The sequence below is a fragment of the Cryptosporangium phraense genome, assembly GCF_006912135.1.
GTDB classification, from domain to species: domain Bacteria; phylum Actinomycetota; class Actinomycetes; order Mycobacteriales; family Cryptosporangiaceae; genus Cryptosporangium; species Cryptosporangium phraense.
In genome coordinates this window covers 46,104-64,384 of the sequence record NZ_VIRS01000002.1, presented here as the reverse complement: position 1 = coordinate 64,384, position 18,281 = coordinate 46,104, and the positions used below count along the sequence as shown (strand labels likewise).

Sequence of the window (18,281 nt, the reverse complement as noted above, 5' to 3'; positions counted from 1 at the left end):
CCGTCAGTCCGGGTGGGCTCGGGAGCGCGGGACGCCTACGCTACCCCCGTGCCACCCGAGATCCGGTGCTCGAACTGCGGTGAGGAAAACAACCCACCGCAGGCCAGGTTCTGCTTTTCCTGCGGAAACGCACTGACCTCCGAGGACACCAGAGAGCTGCGCAAGACGATCACGGTCGTCTTCACCGACGTCGTCGGTTCCAGCGCGCTGGGCGAACGCCTCGACCCCGAGGTGCTGCGCCGGATGATGACCCGTTACTACGAGCACGCGACCGCGATCCACGTGAAACATGGCGGCCGGGTGCAGAAGTTCATCGGCGACGCGGTGATGGCGGTGTTCGGGCTGCCGAACTCCCGCGAGGACGACGCGGTGCGCGCGGTCCGGGCGGCCGGTGAGTTGCACGCGTCGTTGGAGGGCCTGAACGTGACGCTCCAGCGCGACTGGGGCGTCACGCTGAACCTGCGGACCGGCGTCAACACCGGCGAGGTCGTCATCGGGCAGGCGTTTCTCGGGCAGGACATCACGCTCGGTGACGTCGTCAACGTGGCGGCCCGGCTGGAGACCGCGGCCGAGCCGGGCACGGTCCTGATCGGAGACTCGACCTACCGGCTCTCCCGGGACGCGGTGACCGCGGAGATGCTGCCGCCGATGACCGTTCGCGGCCGGGGCGTCCCGGTGGACGCCTGGCGGCTGCTGGCCGTCAAACCCGGCGCTTCCGGACACGCGCGACGGCTGGACGCACCGATCGTCGGCCGGACCCGGGAGCTGCAGCTGCTGCGCCAGCTGTTCGACCGGGCGGTCGCCGAGCGCGCGGCCCGCACGGTGACCGTGATCGGTTCCGGCGGCGCCGGGAAGTCCCGGTTGCTGCACGAGCTGCTGGCTCACGTCCAGGACCAGGCGACGGTCCTGCACGGCGAGTGTCTGAGCTACGGCGACGGTCTGACGTACCTGCCGCTGGCCGAGGTCGTCCGGCAGGCCGCCGGGGCCGGGCCGGAGGAAGACACCGCGGCCGTGCGGGCCAAGCTGTCCGCGCTGCTCCCCGGCGACAACCACACGGTGGCCGCGCTGGCCGGCCTGCTCGGTGACCCGACGGCCCCGGTGGCCGCAGGTGGCGCTCCGAACTCCGCGGCCATCCCGGCCGGCAGCGTCGAAGACCTCCCCCAGGCGATGTACCGGTTCGCCCACACGCTCGCCTCCCGGCGTCCCCTCGTCCTGGTTCTGGACGATCTGCACTGGGCGGAACCGGCGTTGCTCGACCTCATCGCCCAGATCTCCGAGTGGTTGCGCGACAGCCCGGTGCTGATCTGCTGCCTGTCCCGTCCGGAGTTGCTGGAGAGCCGGCCGGAGTGGGGCCGGGGTGGCGTGAACACCTGGATGCTGACGCTCGAACCGCTGGCCGCGGGCGAGTCGGCCGCCCTGCTCGACAACCTGCTCGACGGCGCCGACGGGGCCGAGGAGGTGCGGGCGCGGATCGTCGAGGCGGCCGAGGGCAACCCGCTCTACATCGAGGAACTCGTCGGCATGTTGCTCGACGACGGCCTGCTCGACCGCGTCGACGGGAAGTGGACGCTGACGTCGGAGATCAACCGCCTGGCGGTGCCGCCGAGCGTCGCCGCGCTCCTCGCCGCCCGTCTCGACGGGCTGCCGAAGGACGAGCGCGGGGTGCTGGAGCGGGCCGGCGTCATCGGGGACGTCTTCTACCGCAACGGGGTCATCGCGCTGACGCCGCCGGAACAACGGCGGGACGTGACCGGCGCGCTGCTGTCGCTGGTCCGCAAGGAGCTGTTGCGGCCGGAAGGGTCGGTGCTGCACGGCGAGAGCGCGCTGCGTTTCCGTCACCAGCTGGTCCGGGACGCGGCCTACAACTCGCTGTCGAAGCGGGAACGCGCCCACCTGCACGAGCGGGCCGGCCGCTGGATGGAAGAGAAACTGGCCGGGCGGCTGCCCGAGCTGGAGGAGATCGTCGGGTTCCACCTCGAGCAGGCGGCCCGGTTCCGGACCGGCATCGGGCCGGTCGACGCCGACACGCTCGAGCTGTCCCGCCGGGCCGCCGAGCACCTCGGGCGGGCCGGCCGGCGAGCGTTCGCCCGTCGGGACATGCCCGCCGCGATCACGCTGCTCGGCCGGGCCACCGCGCTGCTGCCGGCCGAGCACCCCGGTCGCGTCGGGCTGATCCCCCAGTTCGCGGCCGCGCTGGTCGAGCGGGGCGAGTTCAACCGGGCGTCCGAATTGCTGGACGAGGCCGCGACGGCGTCGGAGCGGACCGGGGACACCGAGCTGCGGACCGAGACCGAGAAGGTCCGGTCGGTGCTGCGGTTGCTGTCCGGGCCGGTCACCGACGACAACGCGGCCTCGGCCGCGGAACGCCCGCCGTTGCCCGACCTGTCGACGACGGTCGAGCTCGGGGCCGGCGGCGGGTCGGCCGCCGCGAACTGGACGCTGCTGCGTGACGTGCGCTGGTTGCCGCGGGCGGTGAACAGCAACACCGGCCGCGAGTCGACCGACGAGCACCAGAGCGGGGCCGGGCCGGGCTCGGACTCGCGCAGGCAGGCGATCGCGAAGGCGTTCGCGCTGGCCGCGGTCCTCGGAGACGCGCCGGTCACCTCGACGATCGCCCAGTACCGGGCCGAGTTGTCGAGCGTGACGACCAACCGCACGGCCGAGGTCCGGCTGCGCGGTGCACTGGCCGGCCTGACCGCGATGGCCGGCCACTTCGACGACGCCCGCGAGCACCTCGTCGCGGCCCAGGCGATCACCGACCGGCTGGGGCTGCGGGTGCGTGCGGTGTCGCTGGCCTACCTCGGCGGGTACGTCGAGATGCTCGCCGGCGACCCGGCCGCGGCGGCCGAGAAGCTGCACGCCGGGGCCGAGGAGTGCGCCCAGATGGGCGAGCGGTACGTGCTGTCCAACCTGCTCGCGCTGCTCGCCCAGGCCCGGTACGCGCAGGGTGTGCTGGCCGAGTCGGCCCAGCTGGCCAGCGACGCCGAGCGGGCCGCGCCGAGCGACGAGATCGTCGCGCAGGCCACCGCGCGGGCGGCCCGGGGCAAGGCGCTGGCTCGGCTGGGGCGGGTGGAGCAGGCGGTGAACGCCGCTCGGTCGGCGGTCGATACCGTGCGCGGCACGGGATTGTCGACGGTCGAGGCGGATGTACAGATGGACCTCGCGGAGGTGCTGGAACTGCTACGCGACCCGATCGGCGCCCGGATCGCGGCGACCGATGCGCTCGAGAAGTACGAACGCAAGGGCAACGTCGTCTCCGCCGCGCGGTCTCGCGGGGTCGTGCTGCGGTTGGGTGGGTGAGTCGGTTGGCTCAGCTCGTCGAGGTCCGGGAGCCGGGGCTCGCGCCGCGGTCGGCGGTGATCGAAGGGGTCGTCGAGGTCGGGCGGGATGCGTCCGGGATTCTGCTGTCCGACCCGGAGACTTCGCGGCGGCATGCGGCGCTGACCAGCGTCGAGGACTTTCTGACCGTGCGGGATCTCGGGAGCACGAACGGGACGACGGTCAACGGGACGCCGATTCAGGCCGAGACGTTGCTCAATCCGGGTGACGTGGTCGGGATGGGCGATGTTCGGATCGCGGTTCTGGGGGCTCAGGTCTCTGGTGGGTTGCCGGATTCGGCTGGGGGGCCGACGGCGGATCTGCCTGCGGCGGATGGGCGCGGTGGGGCGCTCGGGAGCGCGCGGGTCGCGGGCCCGGCGGGCCCGGCGGGGGCGCAGGCCGGGGCTCCGGCTGGGGCGCCGCTGGGGGGTCAGGCCGGGGCTCCGGCTGGGGCGCCGCCGGGGGGTCAGGCTGGGGGTCAGCAGGGGGCGGGTGACGGTGGAGCGCCGGCTGGGCGGGCCGCGGTGCCGGTGACGCCGCCCCAACGGCCGGCTGCGGGCGGCGCAGGCCCTGCGGGTGGGCCCGGCGGTGTCAGGCCCGGAGGTGGGGCAGCCGGCGTCGGGCCCGCAGCCGGTGCTGCGGCGGTGGGCTCAGCGCACGTTGGCTCCGCTCAGCCGGGCGCAGCTCAAGCCGGGGCGGCCCGGGCCGGATCGGCGCAGGTCGGGTCCGCGCAGGTCGGGTCCGCGCAGGTCGGATCGGCGCAGGCTGGATCGGCGTACGCCGAGCGCGGCCACGGTGGGTCGGCGCAGGCTGGGCACGCGCAGGTGGCGGCACCTCCCTACGGCGGGCAACCTCAGCCGGCGCCGCCCCACGGACATCCCCAGTCAGCGCCGCCCTACGGCGGGCAGCCCCAAGGCGGGCCTGCGCAGTTCGGGTCGGCGCCCGTTGTCGGGTCAGCCGCAGTCAGCGCACCCGCAGTGGGCGCGCCCGCCGGCGGTGGCGCGCCCGCGCCCGGCGCCCCCGCGCCCGGCGCCCCCGTGCCCGCGGGCGCCCCAGCAGGCGCACCCCCCGTCGGCGTGCCCGTCGCCGGGCGGGCCGTCGTTGGGGCTCCTCCCGCCCAGGGCGGCGCTCGGGCCGCCGGCCCGATCAGGCCCGGCCCGAACGGACCCGGCCCGAACCGACCCGGTCCGGGCGGGCCCGGGCCTGACGGCGCGCGAGTTGGCGTCCCCCAGGGATTTGGCGGCGCCGCCGCCGAGGGCCAGGCGTTCCAGACCGGGAACCCGTTCCCGCTCCGCCCCGCCCTCGACCAGATGGTCGCCAAAGAGACCGACGCCGCCGTCCTGCGCTACCGCCCCGGCTCCGCCGGGGAAGCCGCCGCCACCGCCTACGCGACCGCGGTCAAACGAGCGCGCAAGCGCCTGGCCGGCCTCGGCTCCGAGCCCTGGGGCGTGAAGCCCCAGATCTGCCTCGTCGACCCGTTCCCCGACCCCGACGACCCGGGCATGGTCCTCACCTCCGGCACGGTCGTCGACGCGGCCCGCGGCGAGATCTGGGTCGTGGTCACGGCCGAGAACCCGCCCGAGCCCCCCGAGCGCCCGCTCGCGCTGTTCTTCGGGGCCGCGCTTCCGGCCGCGAACGACGTCGAACTGCTCATCGAGGGGTACGGCCTGCACCTGTGCGGCGTCCCCTCGGCCGACACGTACCTCGCCGACATCGACGAGGAGCGGGGCCTCCCGCCGCTCGTGCGCGCCGAAGGCGAGCTGCGCACGCTGATGGCGCTCAGTTTCGTCCGATTCCTCCTCGACCGGGGCAGCGAAGCGGACCTCTGGAAGGTCTTCACGACCGCCCGGCCGGGCGCGACCGACAGCGTCGTCCAGGAGGTCTACGGCCTCGGCCTCTCCGGCCTGGAGGAGCAGTGGCAGCGCTCGCTCGAGGTCGAGGACGAGCCGATCCGGATCACCGCGTTCCTCAAGCTGGCCCTGCGGTACCTGCGACCGCACGTCCGGCGCGAGATCGAGATCGGCATCTACCTGCTGGCCCAGCTCGGGTTCGTCGCGATCTTCCCGTTCGCGTTCTCCCGGCTGATCAACGAGCTGACCCGCGGCAACGCCGACCTGAAGTTCATCGGGACGCTGGTCGGCATCCTGGCCGGCACGTTCGTGATCTCGCTGCTCGCCGAGCTGCGGCGCAACTACGTGTCCGCGTACGTCAGCGCGTCGATCGTCCGCGAGCTGCGCACGCAGATGTTCAGCGGGCTGCAGACGCTGTCGGCCCGCTGGTACTCCGGCCGCAAGCAGGGCGACATCCTGTCCCGCCTGCTGTCCGACGTCGGGCAGCTGGAGCAGGGCCTGTCGAACACGGTCCGGGACGGCACGTTCCAGGTGGCGTCGCTGCTGGTCGCGGCGGGCACGCTGCTCGGGCTGAGCTGGATCCTCGGCGTCATCGTGCTGATCGGCGCCCCGATCGTCGGGTTCATCTACCGGCGGATGGACGGCGGCGCGCTCAAGCGCAGCAAGGCCGTGCAGGAGAACATGGGCGCGCTGGTCTCGGTCGCGGCCGAGAGCTATCAGGCCCACCCGGTCGTCTCGGCCTTCGGCCTCGAGGACGAGGAGCGCCGGAAGTTCAAGCGTCAGTCCGACCGGGTGTTCAAGCGGCAGCTCTCGCTGCAGCTGTTCAGCGGCCTGTTCGACCTGTCGGTGGACGCCGTGGTGACGACGCTGCGCCTGGTCATGCTCGTCGTCGGTAGCTACCTGGTGATCAACGACCGGCTCAGCCTGGGCAACTTCGCCGCCGCGGTGGCGCTGGTCAGCGGCGTCGTCGGGCCGGTGACCGCGCTGACCGGCATCGGGCAGCTGATCCAGACCGCGACCGGCGCGCTCTCCCGGGTCAACGAGATCCTGCTGGCCAAGCCCGACATCGACGACCACCCGCAGGCGACCCCGCTGCCGCCGGTGCGGCGCGAGATCCGGCTGGCCGACGTCGGGTTCTCCTACGACGGCGACCGACCGACGCTGCGCGGGATCAACGTCACGATCCAGGCCGGGACGAAGGTCGCGTTCGTCGGCCCGACCGGGGCCGGGAAGTCGTCGACGCTGCAGCTCATGATGCGGTTCTACGACCCCGACCAGGGTGCGGTGCTGTTCGACGGCCGGGACATCCGCGGTGCGACGCTCGCGTCACTGCGCGGTCAGCTCGGCGTCGTCTTCCAGGAGACGTTCCTGTTCGACGGGACGCTGCGCGACAACATCGGCCTCGGCCGGCTGGGCGCCGCACCGGAGGACATCGAGAAGGCCGCGCGAGCGGCTCAGCTGCACGAATACATCATGACGCTGCCCCGCGGCTACGACACCCCGGTCGGCGAGCGGGGCGTGCGCCTCTCCGGCGGCCAGCGGCAGCGGCTCGCGATCGCCCGGGCGCTGCTGCGCGACCCGGCCGTCCTGCTGCTGGATGAGGCCACCTCGGCGCTCGACCCGCGCACCGAGCGGCTGGTCGCCGAGACGCTCGACCAGGTCGCCGGCGGCCGGACGCTGATCGCGGTGACCCACCGGCTCACGTCGATCGTCGACTACGACCAGATCTACGTGCTGGAGAGCGGTCAGGTCGTCGAGCAGGGCAGGCACGACGACCTGGTGGCGCTCGGCGGCATCTACGCCGACCTCTGGGCCGAGCAGAACGGTCTGCCCCGGCCGGCCGACATCTCCGGCCAGATGGTGGATCCGACGCGCGCGCTGGCTCAGGTCCCGATCTTCGCGGGTCTGGACGCCGCTGGGCTGGGCGTCGCGGCGCAGGCGTTGCGGGAGATCCGGCTGGAGCGCGGCGACACGCTGCCGGCCCGCAGTGGGCAGCTCGCGGTCGTGGTGAGCGGGTCGGGGCGGGTGTTCGCGCCGGACCCGGCCGGGCGTCCGGTGCCGGTCGCGGAGCTCGGGCCCGGCCAGGTGTTCGGGCTGGGTGCGCTGCTCGGCGACGACACGGCCGCGCAACTGGTCGCGGACCGGCGGATGGAGCTCGGGATCCTGTCCGAGCAGGCGCTGTACCACCTGGCCACGCAACTACCGTCGGTCGCGGCGGCGCTCACCGCCCGCCGCACGCCGTCGGCACCGCTCGGCGGCGAGCGCCTGTCGTCGATCCGGATGTTGCCCCCGGAGCTCCGGCGGTTGCCCCCGGCGTCGTGACGGGTCGCCTGCTCAGCGGCAGTAGGAACGGAAGCCGGTGTCGTACCCGTCGGTGTAGCCCTGGGGGTAGGTGTCGGTGCGGTCGCTGCGGCCGAGCTCGGGTGAGGGGCCGCAGTGACGCGTCGCGTCCCGGCGGCCCTGCAGGTAGCCGGTGTCGAAACCGCAGGTGTAGGTGCGCTCGGTACAGGTTTTCGCGCTGTGGGTGGCGGGCTGGGTCGCGGTGGCCGGTGCGGCGAACGCGAGGGCGGCGGCCGCACCGACGAGGGCCACGCCACAGATCTTCGACAGCGTCACGATTCTCCTAGCCCGGCACGTTCGCGAGGTAGTAAACGGCCGCGGCCCGGATCCAGTGACGTCCGGGCGAGCCGTACGGGTCGAGCGTGTGGCGGGTCGGGTCAGGCAGGGCCCGGTAGCCGATGATCCACGCGTCGTGGCCGGTCGAGAGCCGGGCCCGCAGCGTGTTCATCATGTAGTCCCCGGCGTCCTGCCTGCTCAGCGGACCGACCTCCGCGATGTTGGCTTCCAGGGTCTTCTCGCACATCTTCTCGTCCAGCACGAAGAAGAGGTCGTTGACCGCCAGGCGTACCCGCATGAAACGTCACGATACGGCATTTATTGGGGTATTTGTGAGGGCGAGAGCGCGTCTCGTCGGAGCACCTGCAGCAGCTCCTCGTACGGCCCGACCAGGTAGGCCCGGTCCCCGGCGCCGAACCGCGTGCCGCTGCGGGGCGGATGTTCGAGCTTCCCGGCCGCCCGGCTGATCGCGATCACCCGGGTCCGCGCCGAGAGGTCCTGCATCGCCAGCCCGTCGAGCCCGCCCCCGGTCGCCACCGACAGCGCCGCGATCAGGAACGGCTGGTGCTCGACGTAGAACGTCCCCAGGACGTCGAGACCGAGCGCCGCACCGACGAACCACGGCGCGGCCAGCGCCGCGGTCGACCGGACGTGGCCGAAGCCGAAGCTGCGCTCGACGGTCGTGGCGAGCTGCCGGTCGAAGAGCCGAAGCACGACCGGAACCTCGCTCCACCGCTCGCCGAGCTGGTCGCGGACCACCAGACCGGTCTCGATGTTGACCAGGTCGTCGCTGGTCAGCACCGCGACGGCGCTGGCCGAGGGCAGGTTCACGGTCTGCAGCGTCTGCGGCAGCGTCGCGTCGGCGATCACGACCGGGACCTTGAGCGCCCGGGCCTGCGCCAGGTAGCGGTTGTTCTCGTCCCGGTCGACGACCACGACGTCGCGCCCCTCGGCCAGCAGCCCCTCGACCGTCCGGATCCCGACCGCCCCGAGCCCGACGACGATCACGTGCCCGGACCGCTTCCCGACCTCGCCGCGGCCGAGCGCCTCGGCGATCCGCTTGCTGATCAGCAGGTTCGTGAGCAGCGCGAACGAGATCGCGGCGAGCATCGCGCCGGTGATCATGAACCCGACCGCGTAGGCGCGCAGCCAGTCGTCCTGGGCCGCGAACGAGAAGTCGCCATAGCCGATCGTGCCGACGGTCTCGACCGTGAAGTACAGCGCGTCGAGGAGCGACATGCGGCTGCCGTCGGGTTTGCGGTAGCCGATCAGCAGCATGCAGACCGAGAGCGCCATCAGCGTGATCAGCGCGCTGATCGTGAAGCGGAGCGCGGGGTCGGTCTCGCGGATCATCGTGCGGGCGAGCATGAGTGGGTTGGGCCGGTGCGGGCGCTGGCCGGTGGTTCTGCTGGTGTCGGAGGTCTTCAGACCGCGGTCGGCGAAGTCGCTCCGGGTGCCGAGCGCGGTGATCCGGTCGCCGGCGCGGACGGCGTGGTCCCGTCCCGGGCACACGACGAGCTCCGCGTCTTCTTCCCCGGCTTCCGCCGGGACCACGGCGATCGGGGCCAGGTCTCCGTAGAGCTCCCGGAGGGTCCCGTCCGCGGTCGCAGTGACCTCGGCGGCGAGGAACTCTTCGCCGCCGAGGTCGATCGGGTGCGTGCGCCGCTCGAGGCACGCCTCCACCACCGACGGCGCCGCGAGCGCCGCCACGTCGATCACGCTCCCCGCCCCGGTCACGTCCGCCACCGCGCGGCCGACCGCCGCGTTCGACAGCTCCACCGCCAGTCGGACGTCCGGTCGAAGCTGACGTACCAGGAGCGCCGTCTCGAGCGCGTGCAGATCGTCGGGCTCGACGCACACCACCGCGGTCGCGCCGGGTAGGCCGGCGTCGAGGAGGGTGTCGGTGGCGCGGGAACTCCCGCGCACGAGCGGTATGCCCCAGCCGGAGACGGTCCGGGTCAGGCGCGGGTCGGGGTCGTCGTCGACCACGACGACGGGCACCCCGGCCAGGTGCAACTGTTCCACCGTACGGAGGCCGACGCCGTGCAGGCCGCAGACGATGACGTGCCCCGTTCGCTCCCGCCGTGTGCTCGACATGACCGCAGTGTGCCGCGTGCCGGTTCAGTCCGCGTTTTCGACGCGTTACCGGTATACCGCGCGACCCCGTCGACCAGGGGGTGGACCGCACTGGAATGATGCAGCCCGACCCGAGGAGAACGATGGCGCCGGAACACCCGTCCGCTCCCGGCTCGACGCCGGACGGCCTTCCCGACGAGCCGACCGTAGCGGCCGCGTTAGCGAGAGCCGCCGCGGCGGCGAAGCGTGGGGGGCGCAGATCTCAGGGTGGTTCGGGGGATCCGACGGTTCCGCTCCGGACGGTTCCGACGTTCGGTTCGCCTCTGCCGGAGGGAGATTCGCCGCGGGGCGCGCGCGGAGAGCAGCCGCCGGGTGCGCGCGGCGACCAGCCGCCGGAGGCGCCGTCGCCTCCGGGTCCGGAGGGCTCCCTCCGAGGAACGCCGCCACCGCCGCCGGGGGGTGGGCCGCTAGGGGCCGGGCCGCCGGGAGGCCCGCAGCTGGGGGCTCCGCCGCAGCGCGGAGGGTCACCCCTCGGGGCGGGGCCGCTCGGAGCGGGGCCACTCGGCGGAGCGCCGCTCGGAGCGGGGCCGCTCGGCGGAGCGCCGTACGGAGCGAGGCCGCTCGGCGGATCGCCACTCGGCGGGGCGCCGGTCGGGGGATCGCCGCTCGGCGGAGCGCCGTACGGAGCGAGGCCGCTCGGAGGGTCGCCGCTCGGCGGAGCACCGTTGGGGTCTCCATTCGGAGCGCCGCAGTGGGCAACAGCTCCACGGGGGGCTTCGGGTCCGGGCGCGCCACAGCCACCAACCCACAGCGGGACCGCTGAGGGCGCCGGACTGAATGGGCCAGGTCGGCCGAGTGAGCCTCCCCTCGGGACGCCGCCAGCGGGAATGACCGCTCGAATGCCCTCTCCCCTGGACCCACCCCCGCAGCAAACCCCGGCCCGACCAGCAACCACACCGCTGGCCGCGGCGCCGTCGACGCCTGCGCCACCCAACTCGGCGCTGTCCGAATCCGCGCCTCCCACGTCTGGGGCCATCGCATCGGCTCAGGACAGCGCGGGGGCGTCGAGGGTGGGGGCGGCGCCCCCGGCGTTCTCCCAGGCCCCGGTCTCCGGAGCACCTACCGCCCTGTTCGCGCCCGGAGCCCTCCCTCTGGGCGATGGCCCCACCGCGTTGCCGCCGGTTCCGACCGTCTGGCCCGGAACCGATGCCTACTCCGCCCCCGCGCGCCGAGCGGGCATCCCCGAACCTGAGTCTCCATCGCTCCCGGCCGCGCCCCAGCCCGCTCCCGGCCGCGCGGCCGGAACTGCGCCCGGCGCGCCTACGCCGAGCACCCCGGCGACCGCCGGTCGCACGCCGCCCCCCGGAGGCCCCCCAGCGAGCTCCCCGCCCCCGAGCGCCCCGCCCCCGAGTACCCCGCCATCGAGCTTCCGGGCGCCGGACACAGCAGCCTCGCCATCGAGCATCCGGCCGCCGGGAGCCCCGCCTGCAGGAGCGCCCGTGTCCGGCGCCCCGTCGACCATGCGCATCGGGTCCACCCCCGCAATCGCTGGCCCCAGCGAAGCAACGATCCAGCCCGGTTCAGCGGCTCTTCGCCCGCCGACGCCGCCAGCCGCTTCGGCCGGCCCGTCGGCCACCGGTCGGCCTTCCTCCAACGGTGCGGCTCAGGCCAGTCGCACCAGCCCAGCCGTACCCGCTCGGCCAACGCCCAGTGGTCCGGGCACCCCCGATGCCCCCACTCCGGCCACGCCCAGCATTCCCGTCGCCGCTACTGCGGCCACTCCCGACATCTCCGCCGCAAGCGGGCCCAACGCTCCCGGTCTCGGTGCGTCCAGTTCCGCGCTCACCTCAACCCCGGCTACGCCCAGCGGCCCCGGCGCCTCCGGCCCGCCCGCCCCGAGCGGCACTCGCCCAACGGCCCCAGGCACCTCCGGCACGCCGGCGGCCCCCGGCCCGGCCACTCCAGGCAACCCCGCTTCCACCCCACCCAAACCCCCCACCTCCCGAGACCGAACACCTCCCCCCGCCCCGGCCGCCGTCTTCGGCGCACCCACCTCCCCTCCCGAAACCCTCGACTTCCCCACCCCCACCCCCGACAAGTGGTCCCTCGCCACCCCGAAGAAAAACCGCACCAAACTCCTCCTCCTCGGAGCCGGCGGCGGCGCGGTCCTCGCGATCCTGGCCCTGATCTCCGTCCTCGTCCTCCCCTCCCTCACCGGCAACTCAGCCGACGAGAGCCCCGAGAGCACCCAACGCCCCTCCCCGGCCGCCGCCACCCCCAGCGCCCCGCCGACCTCGGCATCCCCCACACCGAAACCACGGCCCAGCGCCTCGGCCGGCGCCGGCGAGTACAAAGCGCCCTACATCCCGCCCGCCCCGAAGAAGACGACCCCGTCCGACGACGACGAGGACGACTGGGACAACCCACCCTGGAACGACGACGACGGCGACTGGGACAACGACGATCCCCCCTGGTGGGAGGACAACTAAGCCACCGACACCGCCGGCGAGGCCAGCAGGCGAGACACCTCCGCGGCCGGCATCGGGCGCGCGAACAGGAACCCCTGAGCGTGCCCGCACCGCAGGTCACGCAACCGCTCGGCCTGCGACTCCCCCTCGACCCCCTCGGCCACCGGACGCAACCCCAGCGTCTCGGCCAGCCCGAGGATCGCCCTGGTCACCGCCTCGTCGGTCGCGTTCCCGTCCAGGTCACGGACGAACGAGCCGTCGATCTTGATCGCGTCGATCGGCAGCGTCCGCAGGTACGTCAGCGACGAGTACCCGGTCCCGAAGTCGTCCAGCGCGATCCGCACTCCGAGGTCGGCCAGCTCACGCAGGCTCCTGGCCGCCATGGCCAGGTCGGCCACCAGCGCGGTCTCGGTCACCTCCAGCATCAACGCCGACGCCGGCACCGACCCCAGCGCGGCCGTGACCTCGGCCGCCAGCCCGGGATCCACCAGGTGCGCCGCGCAGATGTTCACGCTCACCACGAAATCCGGACGACCCGACCGCCACTCGGAAACTTGGCGGCACGCGGCCCGCAGCGCCACCCCGTCCAGCGCCGGGAGGATGCCCGCGGCCTCGGCCGCCTCCAGGAAGGCCCCCGGCCCGAGCAGCCCCCGAACCGGATGACGCCACCGCAGCAGCGCCTCGACCGCGGTGATCCGCTCCGACTCGAGCTCGACGATCGGCTGGTAGTGCACCTCGAACTCGCCGGCCTCGAGCCCGGCCCGCAGCTCCTCCTCCAACTGCAGCCGGCCGAGCGTCGACCGGGAGAGCTCGGGGTCGGCGACCTGGTACCGGTTCTTCCCGCTCTCCTTGGCCTCGTACAGCGCCAGGTCGGCGTCCCGAAGGAGCAGTTCGGCGGTCGACTCGCCGTCGGCGAGCGCGATCCCGACGCTCGCCCGGACCGCGACCGGCGCGCCCTCGCTGAGCGAGACCGGTTCTCCGACCCGTTGCAGGATGAGGCTCGCCACCGCGATCGCGGCGGACGGCTCCGCGGCCCCGGGCAGCACCACCGCGAACTCGTCGCCGCCGAGGCGCGCGACCGTGTCGGTCGCGCGGACCGCGCCTTTCAGGCGCCCGGCCACCGCGACCAGCAACTGGTCCCCGGCCGCGTGACCGCGGGTGTCGTTCACCGCCTTGAACCCGTCCAGATCGACGAGGAGCAGCGCGGGCCCGGAGCCGTCCGACAATGCCGACGCGAGCCGCTCGCCGAAGAGCGCCCGGTTGGCCAGGCCGGTCAGCGGGTCGTGGAACGCCTGATGGGCCAGGCGGGCGCGGTGGGCGTCGATCTCGCGGTTGAGCGATGCGGTCATCCGCAGCGAGACGAACTGCCTCCCGAGCACGGCGACGACGGCGCTCAGCGCGAGCCAGGCCACCAGCATGTCGATCGAGCCGTCCCGGACCTGGTCACCCATCACCACCACGATCATCCCGGCCAACGGCAGGTACGGCAGCGCGTGCGACGCCAGCGTCGTGCTGTCGCGGTCCCGGACCGGGGCACCGAACGGCAGGCGCGCCGTAGCCCCCAGCACCAGCACCCCGAGCTGCAGCAGCCCGTTCCCCCACAGCCAGCCCGACCCCTGCAGGATCGACGCCAACTGCAGCAACATCGCGATCGCGATCAGCCCCAGCCCGACGGCCAGGCCGGTCAGCGCGGTGACCTGCCGACCCGACCCGTTGGCCAGCAGGATCAGCGCCATCGCGGCGACGACGATCAGCACGATGCACAGCACCATCAGCGTGACGCCGTCCGCGCCGCCGCCGTGCGACGCGTACCAGTCCTTCAGCACGAACAGCCACACCAGCGCGAGCATCGAGAACGCGGCGATCAGCCCGTCGAGTACCAGGCGCAGCTTGCCGAGCGTCGTCGGAGGCGCGACCGGCAGCGTCACCATCGCGGCGACGCCGCAGGCCGCGGGCAGCAGCGAGGCCAGCGCGTAGACGACGGTCTGGGTCTTCTCGGGCACCCCGGCGAGGTCGGCGGCCAGGTTCCAGGCGATCGCACCCAGCCAGAGCGCCGCGGCCGCCGCCCCGAGCCGGCGGGCCGTCCGCAGCCGCCCGGTCGCCTCACGGCTGGCCCGGGTGTACCGGACGAGCATCCACCCGACCACACCCACCAGCACGCCCCGGTCGAACGGGTAGAACCCGGAGCCGAAGCGGGCCGCCGCCCACTCGTAGAGCACGACGCCGACCAGCGTCGCCACCCACCAGCGAGCCTTTCCCGGCATGCGTCCCCCCGCGAACGTGCCTCATCCACCCATCGGCGGGCCGGGCTCGTACTGAAGGGTTATCTCGCCGCGGCCGGTGAGGCAGGATGCAAACCAGGCGACAGTGCCGTCGCGGGTACCCCCGCGACGGAAGGCCGATCCATGGACTTCTCCATTGCGTCCCTCGGTCCCTGCCGGATCGACTCGCCGTTCGCGCCTCTGGTCGAGGCGCGTCGAACGACCGAGGCGTACGTCGACGAAGGCGACCGCGTGCTCTTCGACGACACGATCTCGATGGTCGCCGCCCGCGGACTACCGATCGAGCAGTTACCGAGCTTCGAACCCGGCGGCCCGCGCAGCCGCATCTTCTTCGAGCCGGCCAAGACCCGGGTGGCGATCGTGACCTGCGGCGGGCTGTGCCCCGGGCTCAACGACGTGATCCGCGGGCTCGTGCTGGAGCTGACCGAGCACTACGGCGTCCGCCGGATCGTCGGGATCCGCAACGGCTATCAGGGCTTCATCGCGAGGTACGGCCGGGACGTCGTCGACCTGACGCCGGACGCCGTCGCGGGTATCAACGAGCACGGCGGCACGATCCTCGGCACCTCGCGCGGTGAGCAGGACGCCGGGGAGATCGTCGACTGCCTGGAACGGCTCGGCATCTCCGCGCTGTTCGTCGTCGGCGGCGACGGCACCATGCGCGGGGCGATCAACGTCAGCGCGGAGATCGCGGACCGCGGGCTGAAGATCGCGGTCGTCGGCGTCCCCAAGACGATCGACAACGACATCCCGTACATCAACCAGAGCTTCGGGTTCCAGACCGCGTTCGGCCGGGCCGCGGAGTCGATCCGCACCGCGCACGTCGAGGCCCGGACCGTGCCGAACGGCGTCGGGCTGGTCCGACTGATGGGACGGCACTCCGGGTTCATCGCCTGCTACGCGGCGCTGGCCAAGAACGACGCCGACTTCGTGCTGATCCCCGAGGTGCCGTTCACGCTCGAGGGCGACCGGGGCCTCCTCGCTCACCTGCGCAAACGGGTCGTCGAGCGGGGGCATGCGGTCGTCGTGGTGGCGGAGGGCGCCGGGCAGGAGCTCCTGGAGACGAACGGCACCGACGCGTCGGGGAACCGGAGGCTCGGCGACATCGGCGTCCACCTGCGCCACCGCATCAGCCAGGACTTCGACGAGGCCGGGCTCGAGCTGAACCTGAAGTACATCGACCCGAGCTACACGATCCGCAGCGTGCCCGCGAACCCGTACGACAGCGTCTACTGCCTGCGGCTCGCGCACACCGCCGTACACGCGGCGATGGCCGGGCGCACCGAGATGGTGGTCGGCCGCTGGCACGGCCGGTTCGTCCACGTCCCGATGCGGCTGGCGATCAGCAAGCGCAACCAGGTCGACCCGGAAGGCGACCTCTGGACGTCGGTCCTGGAGGCCACCGGCCAGCCCCCGAACCTGCGCTAGGCGACGGAGTCGGCTCGCGACGTTCTGGTCAACAGCGCGAACTCGGCTGCCGGCAGCGGCGGGCCGTAGGTCGCCAGCGGGGCGCCGCAGTCGCGCAGGCGCGCCCAGGACTCGACTCCGGTCACCACCGCGCGCAGCCCCAGGCTCCGGGCCAGGTCGAGCACCGCCCTGGTCAACGCCGGGTCGCCGGCCAGCGACGGGTGCAGGGTCAGGGTCCGGAACGGCAGCGAGCGCAGCCGACGCAGTTCGGTCGGCCCGGCGCCGAAGTCGGCGATGCCGAGCCCGACGCCCAGATCGGCCAGCCCGCGCAGCGGCGGCTCGACCGCGGTCAGGTCGGCGGCCAGCGCGGCCTCCGGCACGGCCAGCTCCAGAGCGTTCGGAGACAGGCCGTCGAGGCAGGTCAGCACCGCGCCGACGACCGCCGGGTCGGCCACGCAGGCCGCCCCCACAGGCACGGTGACGGTCAGCCGCCCGGCGCGCCAGGTGCGGGCGTCGGCGCAGGCCATCGACAACGTCCGGCGGTCCACCGTGGAGAGCAGGCCGACCGCGACCGCCGCGTCGGCGAAGTCGGCCCGGCCGAGCAGGCCTCGGGTGGGGTGCCGCCAGCGGACCACGGCCTCGGCCCCCACGACCCGTTCGGACGCCGGCTCGACGAGCGGGCGGTACCCGACCTCGAACTCGTCCCGGTCGACCGCTTCGCGCAGCTCCTCCTGCAGCCGGAACTTCTCGAGCGCGCGGTCGGCCAGCTCCCGGTCGGCCACCCGGTAGCGGTTCTTGCCCTCGGACTTCGCCCGGTACAGCGCCAGGTCCGCGTCCCGGAGGACGGCGTCGGGCGACGCTCCGCGCCGGGCGGTCGCGACGCCGACGCTCACCCGCACCCCCACGGTCGCCTCGTCCAACGTCACCGGCCCGGCCACCCGCTCGAGAATCCGCTGCGCGACCACTTCCGCGTCCGAGGAACCCGGCAACAGCACCGCGAACTCGTCGCCGCCCATCCGGGCGACCGTGTCGCCGTTCCCGACCGCGGTCCGCATCCGCCGGGCGACGGTCACCAGCAGCTGATCCCCGGCGGCATGACCCCGCGTGTCGTTCACCGCCTTGAACGCGTCCAGGTCCATCAGCAGGACGGACGGCGTGCCGCCGTCGGCCGACGCGGACGCCAGCCGCTCGGCGAACAGCGCCCGGTTCGCCAGCCCGGTCAACGGGTCGCGAAACGCCTGATAGGCCAGCTGAGCCCGCTGACGGGTCAGCTCGGCGGCCAGCCGCGCGTTCCGCCTCAACGACAGGAACTGCCGGGTCAGCACCGACACCGCCAGCACGAACAGCATCCCGACCAGCACCAGGTTGATCTGCCGCACGAGCAGCTGGTGCACCCCGGCGACCAGCGCCAACGCCAGCAGCACCAGATACGGCAGCGCCTGCGAGAGCGTCGACGGGTAGTCCCACGGCGGCCGCCGGACGAACGTCGGCAGCGGCAGCAGCGCGGCCCGTCCGAGCAGCGCGGTGCCGAGCAGCAGCGCTCCCCCGGCCGCGACCTCCGGCGTCGGGCTACCGGCCAGCGCCGCGAACCCGGCCGCCACCGCCCCGACCGCCATCATCGCGATCCCGGCCGCGAACGACCCGAGCGACGACGGCCCGTTCCGGCTCCCGCCGAGGAAGAGCGGTAACGCCGCCGACAGCAGCACCAGCAACGATCCGGACAGCGTGATCAGCGCCAACGCCCCGGGAGCGTCCACATCGACCCGGGGATCCACGCCGAACAGCGCGACCCAGGCCAGCGAGGCCAGCGACAGCCCCACCGCGACCCCGTCCAGCAGCATCCGGGTCGTCGACGCCCTGGTCAGCCGCAACCCCGGGACGACCAGCAGCGTCACGACCGCGCAGGCCAGTGCGCCCTGGGCGAGCACCGCCAGCACGAACATCCGCACTTCGAGCGTCGTCCCGAGCAGTAGCCCGATCTCGTTGCCGCTCAGCGCGAGCGCCCACAGCGCCAGCGCGACCACGCTCAGCAGCCGCCAGCGCCGCTGCGCGCCGGTCAGTTCCCGGGCCCGGCGGAGAAAGTGGAGCATCGCCCAGACCGTCACGCAGAGTAAGCCGACGCTCTCGACGTGCACCGCTCCGGCAGGCAGCATCACGAGCGCGACCTGGAAGGCCACGCTGCACACCACGGCTCCCGAGAGCCAACCCCGTCGCATTTCTGTGTCCGCCCTCCGCGCCGACCCGACCGGAATGGCTAGAAACGC

Annotated in this window: 8 protein-coding genes and 1 pseudogene; 4 read left to right on the top strand and 5 right to left on the bottom strand. The window is 73.5% G+C overall.

Going from position 1 to position 18,281, the window contains the following annotated elements; translation table 11 throughout:
• The first annotated feature begins 48 nt into the window (after nt 1-48).
• From FL583_RS02555 to FL583_RS02550, 3 genes and pseudogenes are all read left to right on the top strand, one after another.
• Nucleotides 49-3,300: an adenylate/guanylate cyclase domain-containing protein gene (locus tag FL583_RS02555; RefSeq protein ID WP_170323451.1), complete on the top strand. Its 3,252-nt coding sequence runs from the start codon at nt 49-51 to the stop codon at nt 3,298-3,300.
• Nucleotides 3,297-3,569 (top strand): annotated as a pseudogene (locus tag FL583_RS42770) (FHA domain-containing protein); the annotation flags it as partial. The gene FL583_RS02555 and the pseudogene FL583_RS42770, both read left to right, overlap by 4 nt.
• Nucleotides 3,570-4,628: 1,059 nt before the next feature.
• On the top strand, nt 4,629-7,490 hold the full coding sequence (locus tag FL583_RS02550) for an ABC transporter transmembrane domain-containing protein (protein ID WP_240746554.1): 2,862 nt from the start codon (nt 4,629-4,631) through the stop codon (nt 7,488-7,490).
• A 12-nt stretch (nt 7,491-7,502) separates the two neighbouring features.
• On the opposite strand, the gene FL583_RS02545 is transcribed toward FL583_RS02550, so the two are convergent.
• The 4 genes from FL583_RS02545 to FL583_RS02530 all read right to left on the bottom strand — a co-directional run bounded on the left by FL583_RS02545 (nt 7,503) and on the right by FL583_RS02530 (nt 14,592).
• Complete coding sequence (locus tag FL583_RS02545; protein WP_142702820.1) at nt 7,503-7,784, bottom strand: hypothetical protein; 282 nt, start codon at nt 7,782-7,784, stop codon at nt 7,503-7,505.
• A 7-nt stretch (nt 7,785-7,791) separates the two neighbouring features.
• On the bottom strand, nt 7,792-8,082 hold the full coding sequence (locus FL583_RS02540) for a hypothetical protein (protein WP_142702819.1): 291 nt from the start codon (nt 8,080-8,082) through the stop codon (nt 7,792-7,794).
• A 20-nt stretch (nt 8,083-8,102) separates the two neighbouring features.
• Complete coding sequence (locus FL583_RS02535; protein WP_142702818.1) at nt 8,103-9,881, bottom strand: NAD-binding protein; 1,779 nt, start codon at nt 9,879-9,881, stop codon at nt 8,103-8,105.
• Nucleotides 9,882-12,345: 2,464 nt separating this feature from the next.
• Entirely contained in the window at nt 12,346-14,592 is a 2,247-nt protein-coding gene (locus FL583_RS02530; protein ID WP_142702817.1) for a putative bifunctional diguanylate cyclase/phosphodiesterase, read from the bottom strand.
• Nucleotides 14,593-14,733: 141 nt separating this feature from the next.
• Here FL583_RS02530 and FL583_RS02525 point away from each other — a divergent pair, with 141 nt between their 5' ends.
• Nucleotides 14,734-16,038, top strand: a complete 1,305-nt coding sequence (locus tag FL583_RS02525; RefSeq protein WP_142702816.1) for an ATP-dependent 6-phosphofructokinase — start codon at nt 14,734-14,736, stop codon at nt 16,036-16,038.
• Here FL583_RS02525 and FL583_RS02520 read toward each other — a convergent pair.
• Nucleotides 16,035-18,194, bottom strand: a complete 2,160-nt coding sequence (locus tag FL583_RS02520) for a putative bifunctional diguanylate cyclase/phosphodiesterase (protein WP_170323449.1) — start codon at nt 18,192-18,194, stop codon at nt 16,035-16,037. The two genes, FL583_RS02525 and FL583_RS02520, sit on opposite strands and share 4 nt — an antisense overlap.
• Between the last annotated feature and the right edge of the window lie 87 nt (nt 18,195-18,281).

Coding starts and splice junctions, on each gene's coding strand:
- FL583_RS02550 (WP_240746554.1), top strand. CDS start 4,629: ATGGTCGCCAAAGAGACCGACGCCGCCGTCCTGCGCTACCGCCCCGGC.
- FL583_RS02540 (WP_142702819.1), bottom strand. CDS start 8,082: ATGCGGGTACGCCTGGCGGTCAACGACCTCTTCTTCGTGCTGGACGAG.
- FL583_RS02535 (WP_142702818.1), bottom strand. CDS start 9,881: ATGTCGAGCACACGGCGGGAGCGAACGGGGCACGTCATCGTCTGCGGC.
- FL583_RS02530 (WP_142702817.1), bottom strand. CDS start 14,592: ATGCCGGGAAAGGCTCGCTGGTGGGTGGCGACGCTGGTCGGCGTCGTG.
- FL583_RS02525 (WP_142702816.1), top strand. CDS start 14,734: ATGGACTTCTCCATTGCGTCCCTCGGTCCCTGCCGGATCGACTCGCCG.